This is a genomic window from Jutongia sp. SJQ-6, from assembly GCF_054161275.1.
The window spans coordinates 677,152-696,423 of sequence record NZ_CP195314.1; the positions used below are offsets into that span (position 1 = coordinate 677,152).

Consider the following 19,272-nt stretch of genomic DNA (forward strand, 5'->3'; position numbering starts at 1 on the left):
ATTTACACATTCATCCTATTATACCTATAAATGAGAAGAGCGTCAACACTTTTTGAAAGTGCGACGCTCTTCTTGTTGGATTTTGTTATAAAAGATCAGGGGACTAAAGTCCACATAATCTTATCAAAGCAAGGAAATGCTTTGCAGGCTTCTTTCGAACTATTCCAGATTGGTATAGCCCATGAGCGCCTTATCTACCTCTTTGGCGACATGACGTCCCTCGTTGATACCCCATACGACTAATGACTGTCCACGGTGCATATCACCGGCCGTATATACTTTATCTACATTTGTCTTGTAGCTGCCCGGTTCCGTCTCCACATTAGTACGGGCATTCAGTTTTACGCCAAACGCTTTTGCGATATAATCCTGTGTTCCCAAGAAACCGGCTGCAATCAACACGAAGTCTGCCGGGATCTCAAACTCACTGCCGGCGATCTCTGTCATATTCATTCGTCCGGTCTTAGGATCCTTTTTCGGCTCCAGTTTGACAAGCTTAACTTTCTTAAGCTTGCCGTTTTTATCGGCTATAAATTCCTTAACGGTTGCCTGATAAATACGTGGATCCTGTCCATATACAGCGATTGCCTCTTCCTGACCATAATCTGTCTTGCAGACTCTTGGCCACTCAGGCCATGGGTTATTCTGTGCTCTCTGATCCGGAAGTTTTGGCATCATCTCAATCTGTACGACACTCTTTGCACCCTGACGTACCGCCGTACCAACACAATCATTACCGGTATCTCCACCACCGATCACTACGACATTTTTTCCTTTGGTGTTGACCCAGTTTTTCTTTTCACCGGTTAATACGTTTTTGGTAGAACGCGTCAAAAAGTCAACTGCAAAATAAATGCCATCTGCCTCACGCCCCGGAGCCTTAATATCTCTCGGATTGGATGCACCGCAGCATAAGATCACACTGTCATACTGCTGCAACAGATCGGACGCTTTAATATCTTTGCCGACATTCGCATTGACAACAAATCTGATACCTTCCTTCTCCATGACTTTCTGCTTACGGTCGATCACCCATTTTTCCAATTTCATATTTGGAATGCCATACATCAGTAAGCCTCCGATATGATCGTTTCTCTCATAAACCGTAACACTGTGACCACGTTTGTTTAACTGATCTGCTGCCGCAAGTCCGGAAGGGCCTGATCCAACGATCGCAATCTTCTTTCCGGTACGTACCTTTGGTGGATTTGCTTCCATTAAGCCATGTCGATATCCATACTCCACAATATAATTTTCGTTCGCCTTGCAAGTGACCGGTGTATCATGCAAACCGCAGGTACAAGCTGCTTCACATAAGGCAGGACACACTCTTGATGTAAATTCCGGAAAGTTATTCGTCTGACGCAGCATTTGCAGAGCTTTCTCATAGTTGCCACGGTAGATCAGATCATTCCACTCCGGAACCAGATTATTCAGAGGGCATCCGGAGGCCATTCCACCGATCATCATGCCCGACTGGCAAAACGGCACTCCACAGTTCATACAACGTGCTGCCTGCTCTTTACGGTCTTTTTCACGCATTGGTGCATGAAATTCATTAAAGTTTTTGATGCGCTCTAGCGGTTCTATTGCCGCATTGTCTTTTCGTTCATATTCCATAAATCCCGTAGGTTTTCCCATCGCTTTTTCCTCCATCTTTTAACTTATGCCTGTTTACTGGTTCTTGTGTGCGTAGAATGCTTCGATCTGTGCCTGTTCATAGCTTAAACCTCTCTCTTCCATCTGAGCGATCAATTGCAACATTCTACTATAGTCATAAGAGATAATCTTCTTAAATTTCGGAAGATACTCGCTAAAGTGATCTAACACCATCTGTCCCTTTTCGGAACCTGTTGCAGCAACATGTTCTTCGATCATTGCTTTCAGATCTAAGACATCATATTTATCCGTTACCGGTTCGCTGGATACCAGTTCCTTGTTTAACTTCAGATAAAGGTCACTGTTTTCATCCAAAACATAAGCAACACCGCCGCTCATTCCGGCTGCAAAGTTCTTGCCCGTCGGTCCCAGTACGACGACACGTCCACCGGTCATGTACTCACATCCGTGATCACCGACACCCTCTACAACAGCCGTTGCACCAGAATTTCTGACACAAAAACGTTCTCCGGCGATACCATTAATAAATGCTTTACCGCTGGTTGCTCCATACAGTGCAACGTTACCGATAATAATGTTATCCTCTGCCTTAAAATTAGATCCTTTCTCAGGATAGACAACGATTGTTCCACCGGATAAACCTTTTCCCATATAATCGTTGGAATCACCAATCAACTCCAATTTAAGTCCTTTTGGAATAAATGCTCCAAAACTCTGTCCACCGCTGCCATGGCATTCTACAGTGATCGTATCTGCTTCCAATCCTTCATGGAACCTCTTGGTGATCTCAGAGCCGAGAATCGTTCCCAGGGAGCGGTTTAAGTTCGTAACATTCACGGAAATCTTAGCTTTTTCACCAGTCTCCAATGCTGTTTTCAACTTAGGAAGGAACACCTTTTCGTCCATTGTCTTCTCAAGTTCGAAATCAAATTTATTTTTTGGATTAAATTTATTTTCTTTGCGCTCACCCGCAAAACTTGCATCCAGTATCGCACTAAGATCAATGTGTTTTGCCTTCTCTTCTTCACCATCCTTGATCTTCAGCAGATCAGTACGTCCGATCAGATCATTGACCTTGCGAATTCCAAGTGCTGCCATATATTCGCGAAGTTCCTGCGCAATAAAACGCATAAAATTCTCAACGTATTCCGGTTTGCCCATAAAACGCTTACGAAGTTCCGGATTCTGTGTTGCAACACCTACAGGACAAGTATCAAGATTGCAGACACGCATCATGACACAACCCATAGTAACTAACGGAGCTGTTGCAAAACCATATTCCTCTGCGCCGAGCAATGCTGCCACGAGAACATCACGACCGGTCATTAATTTACCATCTGTCTCGATCATAACACGGGATCGAAGGCCATTCATGATCAATGTCTGGTGAGTCTCTGCAAGTCCCAGTTCCCAAGGAAGTCCGGCATTGTAGATCGAACTTCTCGGTGCTGCTCCGGTACCTCCATCATATCCGGAGATCAAGATAACTGCAGCTCCGGCTTTGGCAACACCGGCTGCGACAGTTCCGACACCTGCTTCAGAAACCAGTTTAACAGAAATTCTGGCATCTTTATTACTGTTTTTCAGATCGTAGATCAACTGTGCCAGATCTTCGATCGAATAAATATCATGATGCGGTGGTGGGGAGATCAAGCTGACACCAGGTGTTGAATGTCTTGTCTTGGCGATCCAAGGATACACTTTACCACCCGGCAAATGACCACCTTCACCCGGCTTAGCGCCCTGTGCCATCTTAATCTGAATCTCCTTAGCACTTACCAAATAACGGGAAGTGACACCAAATCGTCCTGATGCCACCTGCTTGATCGCAGAGCATCTGCTGTCCGGGGCACCGGCTGTCTCAAGACGTTCCAGACTCTCACCGCCCTCGCCACTATTGGACTTACCATGCAAACGATTCATAGCGATTGCCAACGTCTCGTGTGCTTCTTGAGAAATAGATCCATAAGACATTGCTCCGGTCTTAAAACGCTTCACAATCTCGTCCACACTCTCAACTTCATCGATTGGAATGCCTTTCTTCGGGAACTTGAAGTCAAGCATACTGCGCAGGGTCATCTTGTTTTCTTTTTCATCAACAGTCTTGGTATACTGCTTAAACAGATCATAACTTCCTGTCCACGTTGATTGCTGCAGCAAATGGATCGTTTCCGGATTATAAAGATAGGCTTCTTTACCGCCTCTTGCCTTATGCTGTCCTCTGCTCTCCAAATTCAAGTCTACGCGAAGTCCTAACGGATCAAATGCAGAAGAATGAAGTTCATCTACCTGATTTTGGATATCTTCCAAAGTAATTCCACCCACACAGCTAACTGTATTCGTAAAATATTTTTCAATTACATCCTGATCAATACCAATCGCCTCAAAGATCTTTGATCCCTGATAAGATTGAATTGTTGAAATACCCATTTTAGAGGCAATTTTTACAATGCCATGTAAGACAGCTGCATCGTAATCATCTACTGCTGCATAATAATCTTTGTCCAGCATTCCATTGTCGATCAATTCCTTGATCGTGCTATGTGCAAGATACGGATTAATAGCACTTGCACCATAACCCAATAAAGTTGCAAAATGATGCACTTCTCTTGGTTCTGCTGTCTCAAGTATCATATCAACGCTTGTTCTTTTCTTGGTTGTTACCAAGTGATGCTGCATCGTTGCCGTAGCCAGCAGAGACGGGATCGCAACGTGATTTTCATCTACACCACGGTCTGTCAGGATCAAAATATTTGCGCCCTCTTTATACGCACGGTCTGCCTCTAAGCAAAGACGATCCAACGCCTTTTTTAATGATGTATTTTTATAATACGTGATCGGAATCTCTTCCACCTTAAATCCATCTTTATTCAGTGTCTTGATCTTAAGAAGATCCGTATCTGTAAGGATTGGATTTTTGATCTTGAGCATTTTGCAGTTTTCTGCCTTTTCCTCTAACAGATTACCATCCTGTCCAATATAAACACTCGTAGAAGTTACAATCTCCTCACGGATCGCATCGATCGGCGGATTTGTTACCTGTGCAAATAACTGCTTAAAATAGTTAAATAATGGCTGCGGTTTCTCAGAAAGCATCGGCAACGGCGTATCTGTACCCATCGCTCCGATCGGCTCTGCTCCATTTTGTGCCATCGGCAGGATAGATGTCTTATATTCCTCAAAAGTATATCCGAATGCTTTTTGCAGACGAACTCTTTCCTCGTCACTCATCTGCTCTACTTTTTGATTTGGAATATGGATTTCCTGAAGAGTGATCAAATTATTATATAACCATTCGCCATATGGCTGACGAGACGCATACTGCTCTTTTAATACATCATCGTCAATCAATTCACCCTTGACTGTATCAACCAAAAGCATACGTCCCGGACGAAGGCGGTCTTTCTTCACGATTTTTTCCGGTGGAATTTCAAATACACCAACTTCAGAAGATAAGATCAACTGATCATCTGTCGTAATGTAATATCTAGATGGGCGGAGTCCGTTTCTGTCGAGTACGGCACCCATATAATCACCATCGGAAAACAAGATAGAAGCCGGTCCATCCCATGGCTCCATCATCGTTGCATAGTACTGATAAAAGTCTCTCTTTTTCTGACTTACACTCATATCATTTTCCCACGGTTCCGGTATTGTGATCATAACAGCAAGTGGAAGTTCCATACCACTCATTACCAAAAACTCCAATGTGTTATCAAGTCTGGCGGAATCAGATCCGTTCGGATTAACGACCGGAAGCACCTTGCTAAACTCATTAGCGAGATAATGACTTTCCATTGTCTCTTCACGCGCTAACATTTTATCAGCATTACCGACAATCGTGTTAATCTCACCATTATGAACGATAAAACGATTCGGATGTGCTCTCATCCAGCTTGGGTTTGTGTTCGTACTAAAACGAGAATGAACAATTGCTATCGCAGATTGATATTCCTGACTTTGCAGATCTTCAAAGAACAAACGAAGCTGTCCCACCAAAAACATTCCTTTATATACGATCGTTCTACTGGAAAACGATACGACATAGGTATCATCGTTACTCTGTTCGAATACACGTCTCACTACATATAACATTCTATCGAAGTCTAAGCCTCGTTCCACATCTTCCGGACGCTTTACAAATGCCTGCATGATGCATGGCATGCACTCTAACGCCTTATGTCCTAACACCTTTGGCGATACCGGAACTTCACGCCATCCTAAAAATTCCAGTCCCTCTTTTTCGACGATGACCTCAAACATCTTCTTTGCCTGATTTTTCTTCAATTCATCCTGTGGGAAGAAAAACATTCCAATACCATAATCCCGCTCTTCTCCAAGCTCAATTCCTAATGGAGCAACCGCTTTCTTAAAGAAATTGTGGGAGATCTGTAATAAAATACCAACACCATCACCGGTTTTTCCTTCTGCATCTTTGCCGGCACGATGTTCCAGTTTCTCTACAATGTCCAATGCTCCCGAAACGGTATCATGCGTCTTGTTACCTTTAATATTGACGATTGCACCGATACCACAGTTATCATGTTCAAAACGAGGATCATAAAGTCCTCTTTTTTCATGATCGACCACCTGCATTGCCTTTGCAATTTCAGATTGCGCATTGTTTCTCGCTTTTTCCTTAGCCATGTTATTCCTCCTATCCAACAAAAAAGGAGTCCAGCAACAGAGACCACACGCAAGCTCTTTCCACTTCAGGAAAAGCCCATGAATTCTCTCATTGCTGAACCCCTTTGTTCATCAACTTGTTGATATTATACGGTTTTTTTCTCAAAAAAGCAATATTATTTTGTGAATTTATATGTTTTATTTGTTTTCTAAAGTAAATAATTGTTTTACTTATTTTTCTTTTGTGCCCATTCATAAAGTTCCTCCATTTTCAATTGATCATTTTATTTCAATAAGAAAACAAAGCATTGTTTTATGATGATCAAGGACCTTTGACGCCTTAATCCCATAATACAAAAGATCGATGTTACACTCTTAAAGCGTAACACCGATCTATAAAATTTCATAACATGAAACGGAGAGTGAGGGATTCGAACCCTCGGTCAGTTCTCACCGACACATCATTTCGAGTGATGCACCTTCGACCTCTCGGACAACTCTCCATATATATAGCCCTTAAAGCTCAGTAAGACTCATTATCCTGAATCATTGTACACGATTCACAGCATATAATGAAGTTTCAAAGAAGCTCGTAAATTGAGCACACTTCGAGTATTATATCATAAGTATTTTCATCTGTCAAAATTACTGCTTCGTAAATTGTACTAACAATAATTCTACACCTATTTGATCCTCAATCCGTCCACGCTTAAACAGATATTCTGTCTCTACACACTGTTCCAGCATTTCCTTAAGCTTCGCTGTCGAAAAATGACGACTCTGACTTTGGTATCTCCCCACAGAAAAGGGCGGAATTCCAACTTTTCGTGCAATTTCTCCCTTTGGGACTCCACTCCCTAAATCATTTATCTGCAGTAATATATTAAAGTGTCTCGATAACAAGTACAAAATGGACATTGCACTCTCTCGAAGTTCCAAGAGATCCCGATACAATTTCATCGCCCGCTTCTGATCACCGGAAGCGACTGCATCCATCATCTGAAAAATCTGTCCATTCACTTGTACACACGCAATTTCATCGACATCCTCTTTCGTGATCTCATCGCGATCGCCGACAAAACCGATCAATTTATCCAGTTCATTTTTCACATGATACATATCATTATCGATCAATCCCAAAAAATACTCTGCTGTATTCTCCCTCATCTGCTTTCCTGCCTGCTTGAGGATCCCTACAGTCCACAGCTTGATCTCCCGATCGTTCATCGGCTTCATTTCAACCGCATATCCGCATTTGTTGACATACTTATACAGGCGGTTACGTTTATCAATCTCACTCTCCACAAAAAGTAAGATTGTAGAGTCCGGCATATTTGGCAGATAATCTGCAAGATCATTTGCCGACTTAAACAGACCGGAATTTTCCACAATGATCAATCGATAATCACTAAAAAAGGGCAGTGTATCAGCAAGATCTTTGATCTGCACCACATCTGTTTCTTTACCTTGGAACCGCGTACAGTTCATATCATCTCCGCCATTTAAAACAGCAGCCTTTAAGCTGTCTCTATAAAGACGTTTGAGATAATCTTCCTCTCCATAAAACAGATAGCAGTTCTTAAACTGTCTATTCTTAATATCCGCCTTTAGTTTTTGCAACTTACTGTCCGCCTTTCTCTCCTACTTATTTATAGAGTATAGAGCTCCGGTAAAGAAATTTCTTGGTGTCATATCTACTGCTAACGATATGTTCTGTATAATCCGGCAAGCTTACCTAAAATCTCAACCCGATCGACAATGATCGGATCCATTGTATCGTTTTCAGGTTGCAAACGATAATGCCCATCCTCTTTATAAAAAGTCTTGATCGTAGCAGAGTCTTCCACTAAAGCAACCACAATCTCACCATTTCTCGCAGTGTTCTGCTTCTTTACCAATATCTTGTCACCATCATAGATTCCGACATTGATCATACTCTCTCCACGCACTTTCAACATAAATGATTCTCCTGTCGGTACATCCTCTGGAAGTAATGGAAAATACCCCTCGATATTCTGCTCTGCAAAAATGGGTTCTCCTGCTGCAATCTCCCCAATCACCGGAACATTTACGATCTCTCTTCGAGCCAGATTAAATTCATCATCAATGATCTCAATCGCACGAGGTTTCGTTGGATCACGACGAATATAACCATTCTTCTCCAGCGTCTCGAGATGAGAGTGTACAGATGAAGTTGATTTCAAATGTACCGCATCACAGATCTCACGTACAGCCGGCGGATATCCGCGCTGTAATGTCTGTGATTTAATATACTCTAATATTTCTTCCTGCTTTGCAGATATTTTACCTTTAGCCATAAATATGCCTCCAATTCCTGTATTCGTTCTATCAAATAATCTACTGCGCATGTTCTGCATAATACAATGCATCTGCTCATCTAACAAACAATGTGTGTTATATATACTGCTGCACACGATATGGGCAGTCTCATCATTAACAGAGTAACACATATGTTCTGTAGTGTCAAACAAATGTTCCGAACAAATTTTCTATTTGAAGGCTGTTAAACTATAGCGAGTCTGCCTGCAGCACCTTACCGTCTGCCCAAATACGCTCCAGATCATAAAACAGGCGATCCTCTTTATCAAAAATGTGCACGATCACATCGCCAAAGTCCATCAATACCCAAGTACTGTTTTTATTACCTTCGACACGTTTTACGGCATATCCGTTTTTGTGCATATGCTCCTCAACATTATTGATCATCGCTTGGATCTGCGTGGTACTGTCCCCACTTGCGATCACAAAATAATCTGCGATCATTGTAATCTCAGAAATGTCGATCAATTTAATATCATAACCTTTCTTTTCGTCTAATGCCTCATATACGATCTTTGCCATTTTTTTCTGTTCTGTCATAATTATTATATCCTTTCTACGATTGTTTATTGATATTGTTTATAATACTCATATGCCTGTTTGGTATTCGGATCAAAACATTTCACCCCGCGGCTGCTTCCTTTTAGATACGAAACTGTATTTTCTAACGTCATGCACACTGCCTTATCAATATCACAAAATGCTATCTGACGTACCTGTGTAAGTCCCGGTATCAATTTGCGGTTGGGCTCAATATAGTCTGCCAAAAATACTATTTTCTCCAACAAGGTCATCTCCGGTCTTCCTGTCGTATGCCAGCGAATTGCAGCCAATATCTGCTCATCATCAATTTCGTAACGATGTTTCGCATAATAGACTCCAAGTTTTGCATGAAGAAGCGACGGATTCTTCTGTTCCACCTCTGAAATCTCAATATTGTATTTACGACACTTTTGAAGCATCTGCTCGCCACTGCAATATTTTGCACAATCGTGCAATACCGCCGCATACGCCGCCTTATCTAAATCTTCTCCGTAGCGCATTGCCAGCGCTTCTGCCGTATAAAGCACTCCTATCGTATGCGTAAATCGTTTTTCCGATAATTTCTTACTCAACTTACTTTGAATTTCTTGTATCTGTTGCTGCATCTCTAGTTTCCTTTCCTGCCCTGCACCGGATCCAGGTACAATCGCTGCTCGTGAATGTAAGCTGCAACCGCCTGCGGAAGCATCTCATCCACAGAATGCCCTTGCGCGATCATTTCGCGAATCTCATGAGAACTGATCTCGATCTGCTGCATATCGATCAATTGTATACGCGCGTGATACTTTTGACATAAATATTCCTTGTGCTTACGCATCTGCTCTGCCGGAACATCATCCCGTCCCGCAGCCAGTATAATAGCATTGGCAAATATTCTTTCCGGGTGATACCACTGTTCTAATTGAAAAAAAGAATCTGCTCCCAAAATGAAGTACCACTCACACTCAGGATGCTCTCTTGTGAGTATCTGCAGAGTATCTGCAGTATATGTCGTCCCTGTGCGTCGTAACTCCAAATCCGAAAACATAAAATCATTATTTCCTGCCACAGCCAGTCGAACCATCTGAGACCGAACAGACTCCGATGTTATTTTAGTACTTTCTTTATGTGGAGGTATCTTGGTAGGCATAAATAGCACACATTCCAAAGAGGCCTGAAGTGCTGCCTGCCTCGCCATCGTCATATGCCCATTATGGATCGGATCAAACGTTCCTCCCATAATGCCAACTTTTCTTTTGGCTGTGACTCCACTATCCTTCACTAACATTTACTTATCGCCCCAAAGATATTTTGCAGTGCCTTGATCCGTCTTAGACTTCTTTCCCTTAGCTGCAGATCTCTTGTCCGGCTTAGAAAAACTTTTCTGTACTTTGTCTGATTTTTTCATGTTTTTTGCACCATGACGGTTCTGCTTTTCACGTTTCAAAGCACGTTTACGCTTCTCCTCCAATTCAAAGTTTTTCTTATACAAAACAATCTTCTTGCCGATCACCTGCACGACCTCTGAACCGGTTCTCTCTGCCAATACCTGTGCAATCTCATGCGGATCATCCAAACAGTTTTTGAGTACAGATACTTTAACCAATTCTCTTGCATGCAAGGCATCCTTTACTGCATTAACCATCGCAGGCGTTAAACTAGCCTTTCCAATCTGAAATATGCTGTCTAATTTCATTGCCTGTGTTTTCAATTCTGCTCTTTCTTTACTTGTCATATTTATCCTCACTTTTATCATTTTTTCAGCCTGCTTCGCAGCCGCTTGTTTTTCTCTGCGGCTCATTATATCACAAAATAGCGGCAGAAAAAAGCAATATCTTTTTTTCAAATTTTCAATTTGATAAAATACACATATTCTCTCTTTTTGTCGCATATGTTGCTATAATTATATTTCAAATCGTACTGATATTACTGCACTAACCTATTTGGTACAGAAAGGATTCTCACAATGCAATTATTTTGTTCCATCCTGTCAAGACGAATGCTTGCTCTTATATTATGTGCCGTACTTATTTATGTCAACGCCTTCACATCTGTCAAGGTTTTTGCGAAAGTATGTACAAATCAGCCAGCTTTTCGGTGCACAGCAAATAAACAAGCTGAGGCAGACCAAGCACATAATAATGATCTGGCAATTACCGCAAAAGCTGCCGTTCTGATCGACAACGCTTCCGGACGCATCTTATATGCCAAAAACAAAGATAAAAAATTAATACCGGCAAGTATCACCAAGATCATGACCCTCCTTCTGATCTTTGAATCCATCGAACAGGGGAAATGCAAACTTGAAGATAAGGTAACAGTAAGTGAATATGCCGCATCTATGGGCGGTTCACAAGTGTTTTTGGAACCGGGAGAGACGCAGGACGTCAATACAATGATCAAATGCATCAGCATAGCCAGCGCAAACGATGCCGCTGTGGCCATGGCAGAACACCTTGCCGGATCAGAGCAATCCTTTGTAAAACGTATGAACAAAAAAGCAAAAGCCCTCGGTATGAAACATACTCATTTCAAAAACTGTAACGGTCTGGATGACTCCATAGAGAGCGGGCATTACAGCAGTGCCTATGATGTAGCCTTAATGTCACAATCTCTGGTATCCAAGTATCCGGACATTTCCAAGTACTCTACTGTATGGATGGATACTATTACACATATCACCAAAAAGGGGAAGAAAAAATTTGGACTAACGAATACCAATAAACTAATCCGTACTTATCAGGGAATTACCGGTCTAAAAACCGGATCCACATCGAAAGCAAAATATTGTCTCAGTGCTACTGCACAACGAGATGGAATCAGTCTTACCGCTGTCATTATGGCTGCTCCAGACCCAAAAATCCGATTTGTACAGGCGGCAGCCCTGTTGGATTATGGTTTTGCAAACTGTACCGCCTTTCAAGAAAGTCCGGACGATATCACTCTTTCCCCACAAAAGATCTCCGGTGGTATCACATCAGAAGTGATTCCACGCATTGAAAAAAAATTTCAATACGTACTTTGTGGAGACGAACAATCCTATAAGCCTAAGCGCAAGATCATCTATCGCAAACATTTACAGGCCCCGATCAAAGAGGGAACAATCATCGGTTCTGTTCAATATACATTAAACGATCAGGAGATCGGTTCCCTTCCCATTGTAGCAGCGCAAAGTATCAAAAAAGCCTGCTATAGCGATATTTTTCTAAAACTACTGCAGGCCATTATTGGTAAATAACTCAGACAATTCTTCGGGCATGTATTCATCAGCACCCTAGCAAAATAAGAAATCCACTCAAGAAAAACAGGAACAAAGCCGCAAACCCTGCTTTGTTCCTGTTACCGTTCTTATTTATAACCGATCATTCCATGAAAATTAGGAATCGCTACGGGAATACTTAAACTCCTCTTTGCCATCATAATCAAATACAAATTGATTCAACGCTTCCGCATTAGCACTGGTATCCCAGGCAGTTCCACCAGAAGTCATAACAATACATGACCCGCAAGAATACTCACCATTATATCCACTGCGAAAATATCCCTGTACCGGAACCTGCATCTGATTGATCGTGGTCGTTCCTAAGGAAACTGCATCTTTCAGATATTCGGTTATCTGCTCATTTGTCAGGTCTGTTGTTACTTTTTTGAGTACTACATTGGCAATGTCCAGCCAATCCGTCATCGGAAGCTTCTTAATCTTGTTAAAGACTGCATTGATCGTCGTGCGCTGTCTCCAAGTACGTCCATAATCATCGCGAAGTCCATTGATCGTTGTAACACCACCCTTACGGATTCGGCAGTAACCTAATGCCTGTGCACCATTCAAGGTCTGCTTTCCAACCTTTACATTACGGCTCTTTTTATTTCGAATATAGTTCGTTGAATTCAAATAACTTGCTTCTGACTCAGTAAGTTCCAACTCTATACCACCCACTTTATCAATAATCTTGGTAAATGCGGCAAATCCAACCTCCACATATCCATCCAATTCAATATTGAAGTTCGTAGCAATCGTCTTATATAACAATTCTATGCCACCAAAAGAATTGGCAGAATTCAACTTATTCTTGCCATGTCCCGGTATTTCAACAACAAGATCACGCATCAATGACGCTGTTTTGAGTGTCCCATGCTTCATATCCATCGTTGCAATGATCATTGTATCTGTAAGACCACTAGCACCATATCCTCTTTCCTCTCGGTAATCGTTACCGACCACGAGAATATTCACAATCTGATCATCTGAATTCACATGAATTCCGCTTAGATCAACGTTAGCAAGTGCCGTATCATAATCTCGATTGATCTGATTCAAGCTGTTGTTATACAGCACCTGCGCCTTTGCCACAAAAAAACCTGCCGTAGCACTAAGAACTAATAAGATTCCCATTAATACTTTTTTCCACATTTGGTATTCCTCCATGTCGTATGCAACGTATCCAGGCTTTGCGGGGCTGCATATCATTATTCATCGTAATCTTTGCCGGTACTGCTCACCGTGCTTGTATCTTTTGGTGTATATTTAAATTCATCTTTACCATCATATTTAAAGATAAACTGACGTAATGCTTCCGAATTGGCTGTCCTGTCATAATCCGTTGTAATACCATTAGTCGGAACCAGACTCCATCCCTGTGCATCCGGAAATTCATTATTTTTGTCATTTCTATAATATCCGTTGACCGGAATCTGCATTTGATGAATCTGTGTTGTACCCATCATCACAGCATCTTTCATATATTTTAGGATCGTATCATTATCCAGATCTGTTCTGACATTTCCTAACACTTTGTCTGCTACTTCCATCCATTTAGAAAGCGGCTGTGACTTCATCTTGTCAAAAAGAGCAGTGATCACTGTACGCTGTCTCCAAGTACGTCCATAATCATCTGCCAGACCGGTTACCGTTTTCACCGGTTTTCCAATAACGTCCATTCCTTTGCGGATTCGACACCACCCTAATGCCTGTGCACCATTTAAATGTTGTTTACCAACCTTAAACTTGCGATTTTTCTTTTTCCAGACATAATTAGTTCTATTAAGGTATTCAACCTCCGTATCCGAAAGCTCTACTTCAACGCCGCCAACGGCATTTACAGCCTGTTCAAATCCCTTAAAGCCAACTTCTGCATACCCATCTACTTTAACATTAAAATTCTCTGCCAATGTCTTGTAAAGATTCTTCAAACCGCCAAACTCTTTCTTGCCGGCAGCATTAACTTTCATTTTCTTATTCTGACCGTATACATCAACGAGCGTATCGCGCATGATGGATGTCAATTTCAATGTATTATGCTTCATGTCCAGTGTACCGATCATGATGACATCATTCAATCCCGGAGATGTACTGCCGTCGTAAGTTCTATAATCATCTCCTAATAACAGGATGTTGATCACTTTACTATCCGTCTCCACATGAATGTTGCTCAGATCTACTGAACTCAAATCTGTGTCATAATCACGGTTCACCTTATTGAGTCGCCCCTCGATCGTTACCTGCGCTTTCGCTGCGAAAAATCCTGTTGCAACACTAATGACAAGCAAAATGCTTAATACCACCTTTTTCCACATGTTCGTATTCCCCCTAAAACTCTTCTGTGTTTACGTACTAATCTGTACAATTATAGCAAAAATAATACGGTATGACAATGCTATTACCAAAAAAATGACAAATTCTTCATAGAAATGACAGATTTCGGCCTTGTAAAACTGCACTTGACGAACAAGTGTACTATCCTCTATAATTTATTTCTAAGTATATGTTATAAGAATGGAGGGTTACACATGGCACGTGGTGCTGGAAAAAATAATTGGGCGCTTTTTCTCTTAGTATTGGCAGGTATCGTGATCGGAAGTTTTATCGCACAGGCTACTGCAGGTATCTCTGCTCTGTCCTGGTTAAACTATGGCAAAAACTTTGGGTTTACAACTCCTTTTGTCCTAGATCTGGGAATTTTGGTATTAACGTTCGGGCTCAAGATCAAAATTACCATCGGAAGTATTCTTGGTATTTTGATCGCAACGATCATTTATCATTTTATCTAAACGTCATAATAACGATGCAAAATTCATAAATGACAAAATCATTGCTAACGAAAAGAATATCAAAAAAAGCTGCAGGCATTACAAGGTACACCGTAATGCTTGCAGCTTTTTCAATTAAAAATCATACTACTATATATTATTTGTGTGCTCTGTAGTAATTAATGAGACAGCCCTTTGTAATGATATCACGCTCATCATCTGTCAGCGCTCCTAAACTCAAAGTAAATTCTTTCATATCTTTACCGACTACATAAGCCTTGATCTCATCCTGCTTCTCTTCTACCGCTTTCTTAATATCTTTGACGAAGATATAATCACCATTCTCAAATGGAATCTCATCCGGATACAAGAATGGAAGCATACCCCAGTTGATCAGATTAGAACGATATCTCTTAGTTGCATACTCCTTTGCAATGTTTGCAAGACCGCCTAATACTTTCTGACAGGAAGCTGCCTGCTCACGTGCAGATCCATCACCCGGCTTCACCGCATATACCATGCTTCCGATCTGTGTCTTAGCAGGATCAACATCGAATTTCTCATTGATCTTATTAAAAACTTCTTTTGCTTCCGGCAGTGCTGCGAAAATATCCTCGCCGGCAACACGTGCTTTCTCACCAAGCTGAACAGCCTTTGCCTTGCCTACATACTCCGGATCTTTACGGGAAAGTGTAAACTCTGCCAGTCCCAAAGGATTTGAACGGAAGGAAGATGTCTCACCGGATGGGATCAACTCATCAGTTGTCGTAACCGGATCGTGAATTTCAGATACAACCTTGATCAAGATGTCATCTGTCAATGCAGACATCTCCGGCCAATCCTTAATGTTTGGTCCAAACTTCACTTCTTCATTATAATCAGGTTTTCCTACACCATCGTAAACACGGTTTGCATAAATATTTTTATCAAAGAAATACTTTGGTGTATTGATCGTTGCATCAACGTCCGTGGCAGCTGTCAAATAGCCCTTATTTGCTGCTGTTGCTGCAATAGAACGTGCATCCATCAATGCTACCGAAGAGATCTGACCGTTCTGGATCTTAGATCCCTCACGGTTCGGGAAGTTACGCGTTGAATGGCGAATACTAAAGGCATTGTTTGCAGGGGTATCACCTGCACCAAAGCACGGGCCACAAAATGCTGTTTTCACGATTGCTCCGGTCTCCATAAGATCTGCTAACTTACCATTCTTAGCAAGCTCCATATAAATTGGGGTAGAGGCCGGATACACACTCAATGTAAACTCATCTGCTCCAATGCTTGCGCCTTTCAAAATATCAGCTGCTGCACAGATATTTTCAAAACCACCACCTGCACATCCTGCAATAATACCTTGATCTACATAAAGTTTGCCATTACGCACTTTATTCTTAAGCTTAAAATCAACTTGACCATCCAAAGATACCAACGCTTTCTTCTCGCAGTCATCCAAAATATCCATCAGATTATCCTGTAACTCATGGATCGTATATACATTGCTTGGATGGAATGGCATTGCGATCATTGGCTGAATCTTAGAAAGATCCACATATACCATACCGTCATAATAAGTAACTGCTGCCGGATTCAACTCTTTATATGCGCCGGCACGTCCATGGATTTCATAGAACTCTTTGATCTTGTCATCTGTTCTCCAAATAGAAGACAGGCACGTAGTCTCCGTTGTCATTACATCAATACCAATACGATAATCTGCAGACAATTTAGAAACACCAGGACCTACAAATTCCATCACTTTATTCTTAACATAACCGTTATTGAATACCGCACCGATAATAGCAAGTGCTACGTCCTGAGGTCCGACGCCAGGCATTGGCTCGCCATCCAGATAAATACCGATCACACCAGGCATTGGAATATCATACGTACGCTCTAACAACTGCTTTACTAATTCCGGACCACCTTCACCCATTGCCATAGTACCAAGGGCACCATATCTTGTATGAGAATCAGAACCGAGGATCATTTTACCACCCTCTGCCAACATTTCTCTTGCAAACTGATGAATAACCGCCTGATGTGGTGGCACATACATTCCACCATATCTCTTAGCACAAGAAAGACCAAACATATGATCGTCCTCATTGATCGTTCCACCAACCGCACATAAACTATTGTGACAGTTTGTCAAAACATAAGGAACAGGAAATTTATCCAATCCTGATGCTCTTGCAGTCTGGATAATGCCAACAAATGTAATATCATGAGACGTTAACTTATCAAATTTAATCTGAAGATTATCCATACCACCAGAAGTATTATGTGCTTTCAAAATAGAATATGCAATCGTTCCCTCGGAGGCCTGCTCCTTTGATGGCACCTCTCCACATTTTGCCTGAATCTGTGCTTCTGCCTGGCCGTTATCTTCTACGATATCTGTCCCATTCAGCAAATACACACCATTATCATACAACTTAATCATACTGTTACCATACCTTTCTCTTAAGCCAGTGATTTTAAGCTTTCATATTATGCTCTTGGCTCAAGTAATCATATGTCATGTGGTAAACACAACATACTGTTCTATTCTAATAGAATTAAATGTACTTTTCAAGTTCTACAGCGCTCTCCTGCAATTCATTCATCAAAGAGCCAACTTTGGCAGCCTGTTCGCTTGTCTGATATCCCATCTCTGCCGCCTGAGATGTATTAGCGGAAACTTCCTCGCTGACCGCTGATATCTGTGAAATACTTTCCACAATAGAGTCATTCGCGGTCATGATCTGGCTGATCTCCTCGGAAACATTTACTACGTCCTCATTCAAATGATCCATCTGAGAACGGATCTGGGTGAAATCTTTATCCGTTACCTGGATCAAATTTTTCTCCTGTTCAGATGCTTCCAACACACCATTGATTCTTTCCTGTGTCTCTTCTGCATTTTCCTGTAATTTGGCAGTGATCTGAGAAATTCCTTCCGTCAACTGTCTGGTCTGCTCTGCAAGTACTCGGATCTGCTCTGCAACAACCGCAAAGCCGCGACCTGCTTCTCCCGCTCTTGCACTCTCGATCGATGCATTCAAAGCAAGCATATTTGTCTGACTGGAAATATCAAAAATATTTTGCGTGATCTCAGCCACTTCCTTGGTATTCTCCGTCAAAGCCCCCATTAAAGTATGTACCTTTGCATTCTCAGCTGCAATAGCATCTGCCTGCTCAAGTAATTTCTGCATAGAGTCACGGCCTTTATCGATCGACTCCATACTCATCTCGGCAACCTGCTTCATTCCCTGAGATCGATTGCTGGTCTTCGTGATCATTTCCTGAATCTGTGAAGTCATCACCGTCTGCTGCTCAATGCTCTCTGCATTGGAACTGTTACCGGTCGATATCTCGTCCAATGCATTTGCTGTACTAATTGTAGACTGCTGCAACTCTTCCATCAAAGATGCAGCTGTTGAAGAATTTTCTTTAACCTGCTTGGAAATATGAAGAATTTCCTCCAGCAAAGTTTCTGATTTTTGCTGATTAGTAAGTGCACGACTTACTTTCTCGCTGTTAAGCTGTGCAGCAAGCTTAGTAATTGCGCAGACAACCACCATTGTAAGAACAACCGTTGCAAGCTGAAGGATCAGCGTACTCGTTGTAATATCAATTCCTGAATTCATCTTGCCATTGACTACACAGCGTACTACGTATGCCACATTGATAATGATCAAACCAATGCTGCTTCGCAGGATGAACGCAAAGTCGAAATACAAAATGAAAATGCTTGCCATTGGAAAGGCAGCAATAAATACAAGGTCACTATTGGCGCCATACATGATCACTGCATATAACACACCATATCCAACCATAACCGTATGACGCAGTGCCACACTTCCATGATTACGAATATATAAAACCGCATTGATCAATAACCCTACTGCAACAACTGCAACTACAATGATCGCATATGTCCAGCTAATGTTTCCTACCGATGCATCCTGCAGATATCCTACTACAAAAAATGCATCCATCAAGGTCGCAAAAATGAATACTAAAAGATTAATTCTCTCATTTTCGCTTTTTGTTTTCTTTGAAATTTCACTCATACTATGAATTCTCCCTTCTGTTAATATCCCACCTCTACATCAGTACCTATATAGTACCATAAACTGCCTTTCTTCTTCAATA

General features: G+C 41.6%; 13 protein-coding genes, 1 tRNA gene and 1 pseudogene. 2 read left to right on the forward strand and 13 right to left on the reverse strand.

Features of this window, described 5'->3' with window-relative positions:
- Positions 1-159 precede the first annotated feature (159 nt).
- The 9 genes and pseudogenes from ACSAJE_RS03155 to ACSAJE_RS03195 all read right to left on the reverse strand — a co-directional run.
- The gene (locus ACSAJE_RS03155) at positions 160-1,641 is read right to left on the reverse strand and encodes a glutamate synthase subunit beta (protein WP_458009653.1); all 1,482 of its coding nucleotides are present in this window, start codon (positions 1,639-1,641) and stop codon (positions 160-162) included.
- A gap of 33 nt (positions 1,642-1,674) precedes the next feature.
- The gene (gene gltB, locus ACSAJE_RS03160; RefSeq protein WP_458010044.1) at positions 1,675-6,216 is read right to left on the reverse strand and encodes a glutamate synthase large subunit; all 4,542 of its coding nucleotides are present in this window, start codon (positions 6,214-6,216) and stop codon (positions 1,675-1,677) included.
- 446 nt (positions 6,217-6,662) lie between these two features.
- Positions 6,663-6,749 (reverse strand) — tRNA-Ser (locus ACSAJE_RS03165).
- Between the two features lie 142 nt (positions 6,750-6,891).
- A complete protein-coding gene (gene holA, locus ACSAJE_RS03170; protein WP_458009654.1) occupies positions 6,892-7,866 on the reverse strand; it encodes a DNA polymerase III subunit delta in 975 nt (324 codons plus the stop codon).
- 80 nt (positions 7,867-7,946) lie between these two features.
- Positions 7,947-8,564 (reverse strand): transcriptional repressor LexA, encoded by a 618-nt coding sequence (gene lexA / locus ACSAJE_RS03175; protein ID WP_118690467.1) that lies wholly within the window; start codon positions 8,562-8,564, stop codon positions 7,947-7,949.
- A 211-nt stretch (positions 8,565-8,775) separates the two neighbouring features.
- Entirely contained in the window at positions 8,776-9,126 is a 351-nt protein-coding gene (rsfS, locus tag ACSAJE_RS03180; protein WP_022025790.1) for a ribosome silencing factor, read from the reverse strand.
- Positions 9,127-9,152: 26 nt separating this feature from the next.
- On the reverse strand, positions 9,153-9,734 hold the full coding sequence (gene yqeK / locus ACSAJE_RS03185) for a bis(5'-nucleosyl)-tetraphosphatase (symmetrical) YqeK (protein WP_458009655.1): 582 nt from the start codon (positions 9,732-9,734) through the stop codon (positions 9,153-9,155).
- A gap of 2 nt (positions 9,735-9,736) precedes the next feature.
- A complete protein-coding gene (gene nadD / locus ACSAJE_RS03190; RefSeq protein WP_458009656.1) occupies positions 9,737-10,396 on the reverse strand; it encodes a nicotinate-nucleotide adenylyltransferase in 660 nt (219 codons plus the stop codon).
- A gap of 156 nt (positions 10,397-10,552) precedes the next feature.
- Positions 10,553-10,843, reverse strand: a pseudogene (locus ACSAJE_RS03195) (YhbY family RNA-binding protein); the annotation flags it as partial.
- A gap of 231 nt (positions 10,844-11,074) precedes the next feature.
- Here ACSAJE_RS03195 and ACSAJE_RS03200 point away from each other — a divergent pair.
- Positions 11,075-12,346: a D-alanyl-D-alanine carboxypeptidase family protein gene (locus ACSAJE_RS03200; protein WP_458009657.1), complete on the forward strand. Its 1,272-nt coding sequence runs from the start codon at positions 11,075-11,077 to the stop codon at positions 12,344-12,346.
- Between the two features lie 138 nt (positions 12,347-12,484).
- Here the strand turns inward: ACSAJE_RS03200 and ACSAJE_RS03205 are convergent, their stop codons facing one another.
- Together ACSAJE_RS03205 and ACSAJE_RS03210 are read right to left on the reverse strand one after the other, a co-directional pair.
- Positions 12,485-13,519: an LCP family protein gene (locus tag ACSAJE_RS03205; RefSeq protein ID WP_182448252.1), complete on the reverse strand. Its 1,035-nt coding sequence runs from the start codon at positions 13,517-13,519 to the stop codon at positions 12,485-12,487.
- A 56-nt stretch (positions 13,520-13,575) separates the two neighbouring features.
- Positions 13,576-14,682 carry an LCP family protein gene (locus ACSAJE_RS03210; RefSeq protein WP_118690401.1) on the reverse strand — a complete coding sequence of 369 codons (1,107 nt, stop codon included), beginning with the start codon at positions 14,680-14,682 and terminating at the stop codon, positions 13,576-13,578.
- Positions 14,683-14,895: 213 nt separating this feature from the next.
- Between ACSAJE_RS03210 and ACSAJE_RS03215 the strand changes: the two genes are divergently transcribed.
- Positions 14,896-15,156: a DUF4321 domain-containing protein gene (locus ACSAJE_RS03215; protein ID WP_022025797.1), complete on the forward strand. Its 261-nt coding sequence runs from the start codon at positions 14,896-14,898 to the stop codon at positions 15,154-15,156.
- Between the two features lie 136 nt (positions 15,157-15,292).
- Here the strand turns inward: ACSAJE_RS03215 and ACSAJE_RS03220 are convergent, their stop codons facing one another.
- Both ACSAJE_RS03220 and ACSAJE_RS03225 read right to left on the reverse strand, forming a co-directional pair.
- Positions 15,293-17,578, reverse strand: coding sequence for a hydratase (locus tag ACSAJE_RS03220; protein ID WP_458009658.1), 2,286 nt, complete (start codon positions 17,576-17,578; stop codon positions 15,293-15,295).
- Between the two features lie 115 nt (positions 17,579-17,693).
- Positions 17,694-19,190, reverse strand: coding sequence for a methyl-accepting chemotaxis protein (locus tag ACSAJE_RS03225; RefSeq protein WP_118690399.1), 1,497 nt, complete (start codon positions 19,188-19,190; stop codon positions 17,694-17,696).
- Positions 19,191-19,272 lie beyond the last annotated feature (82 nt).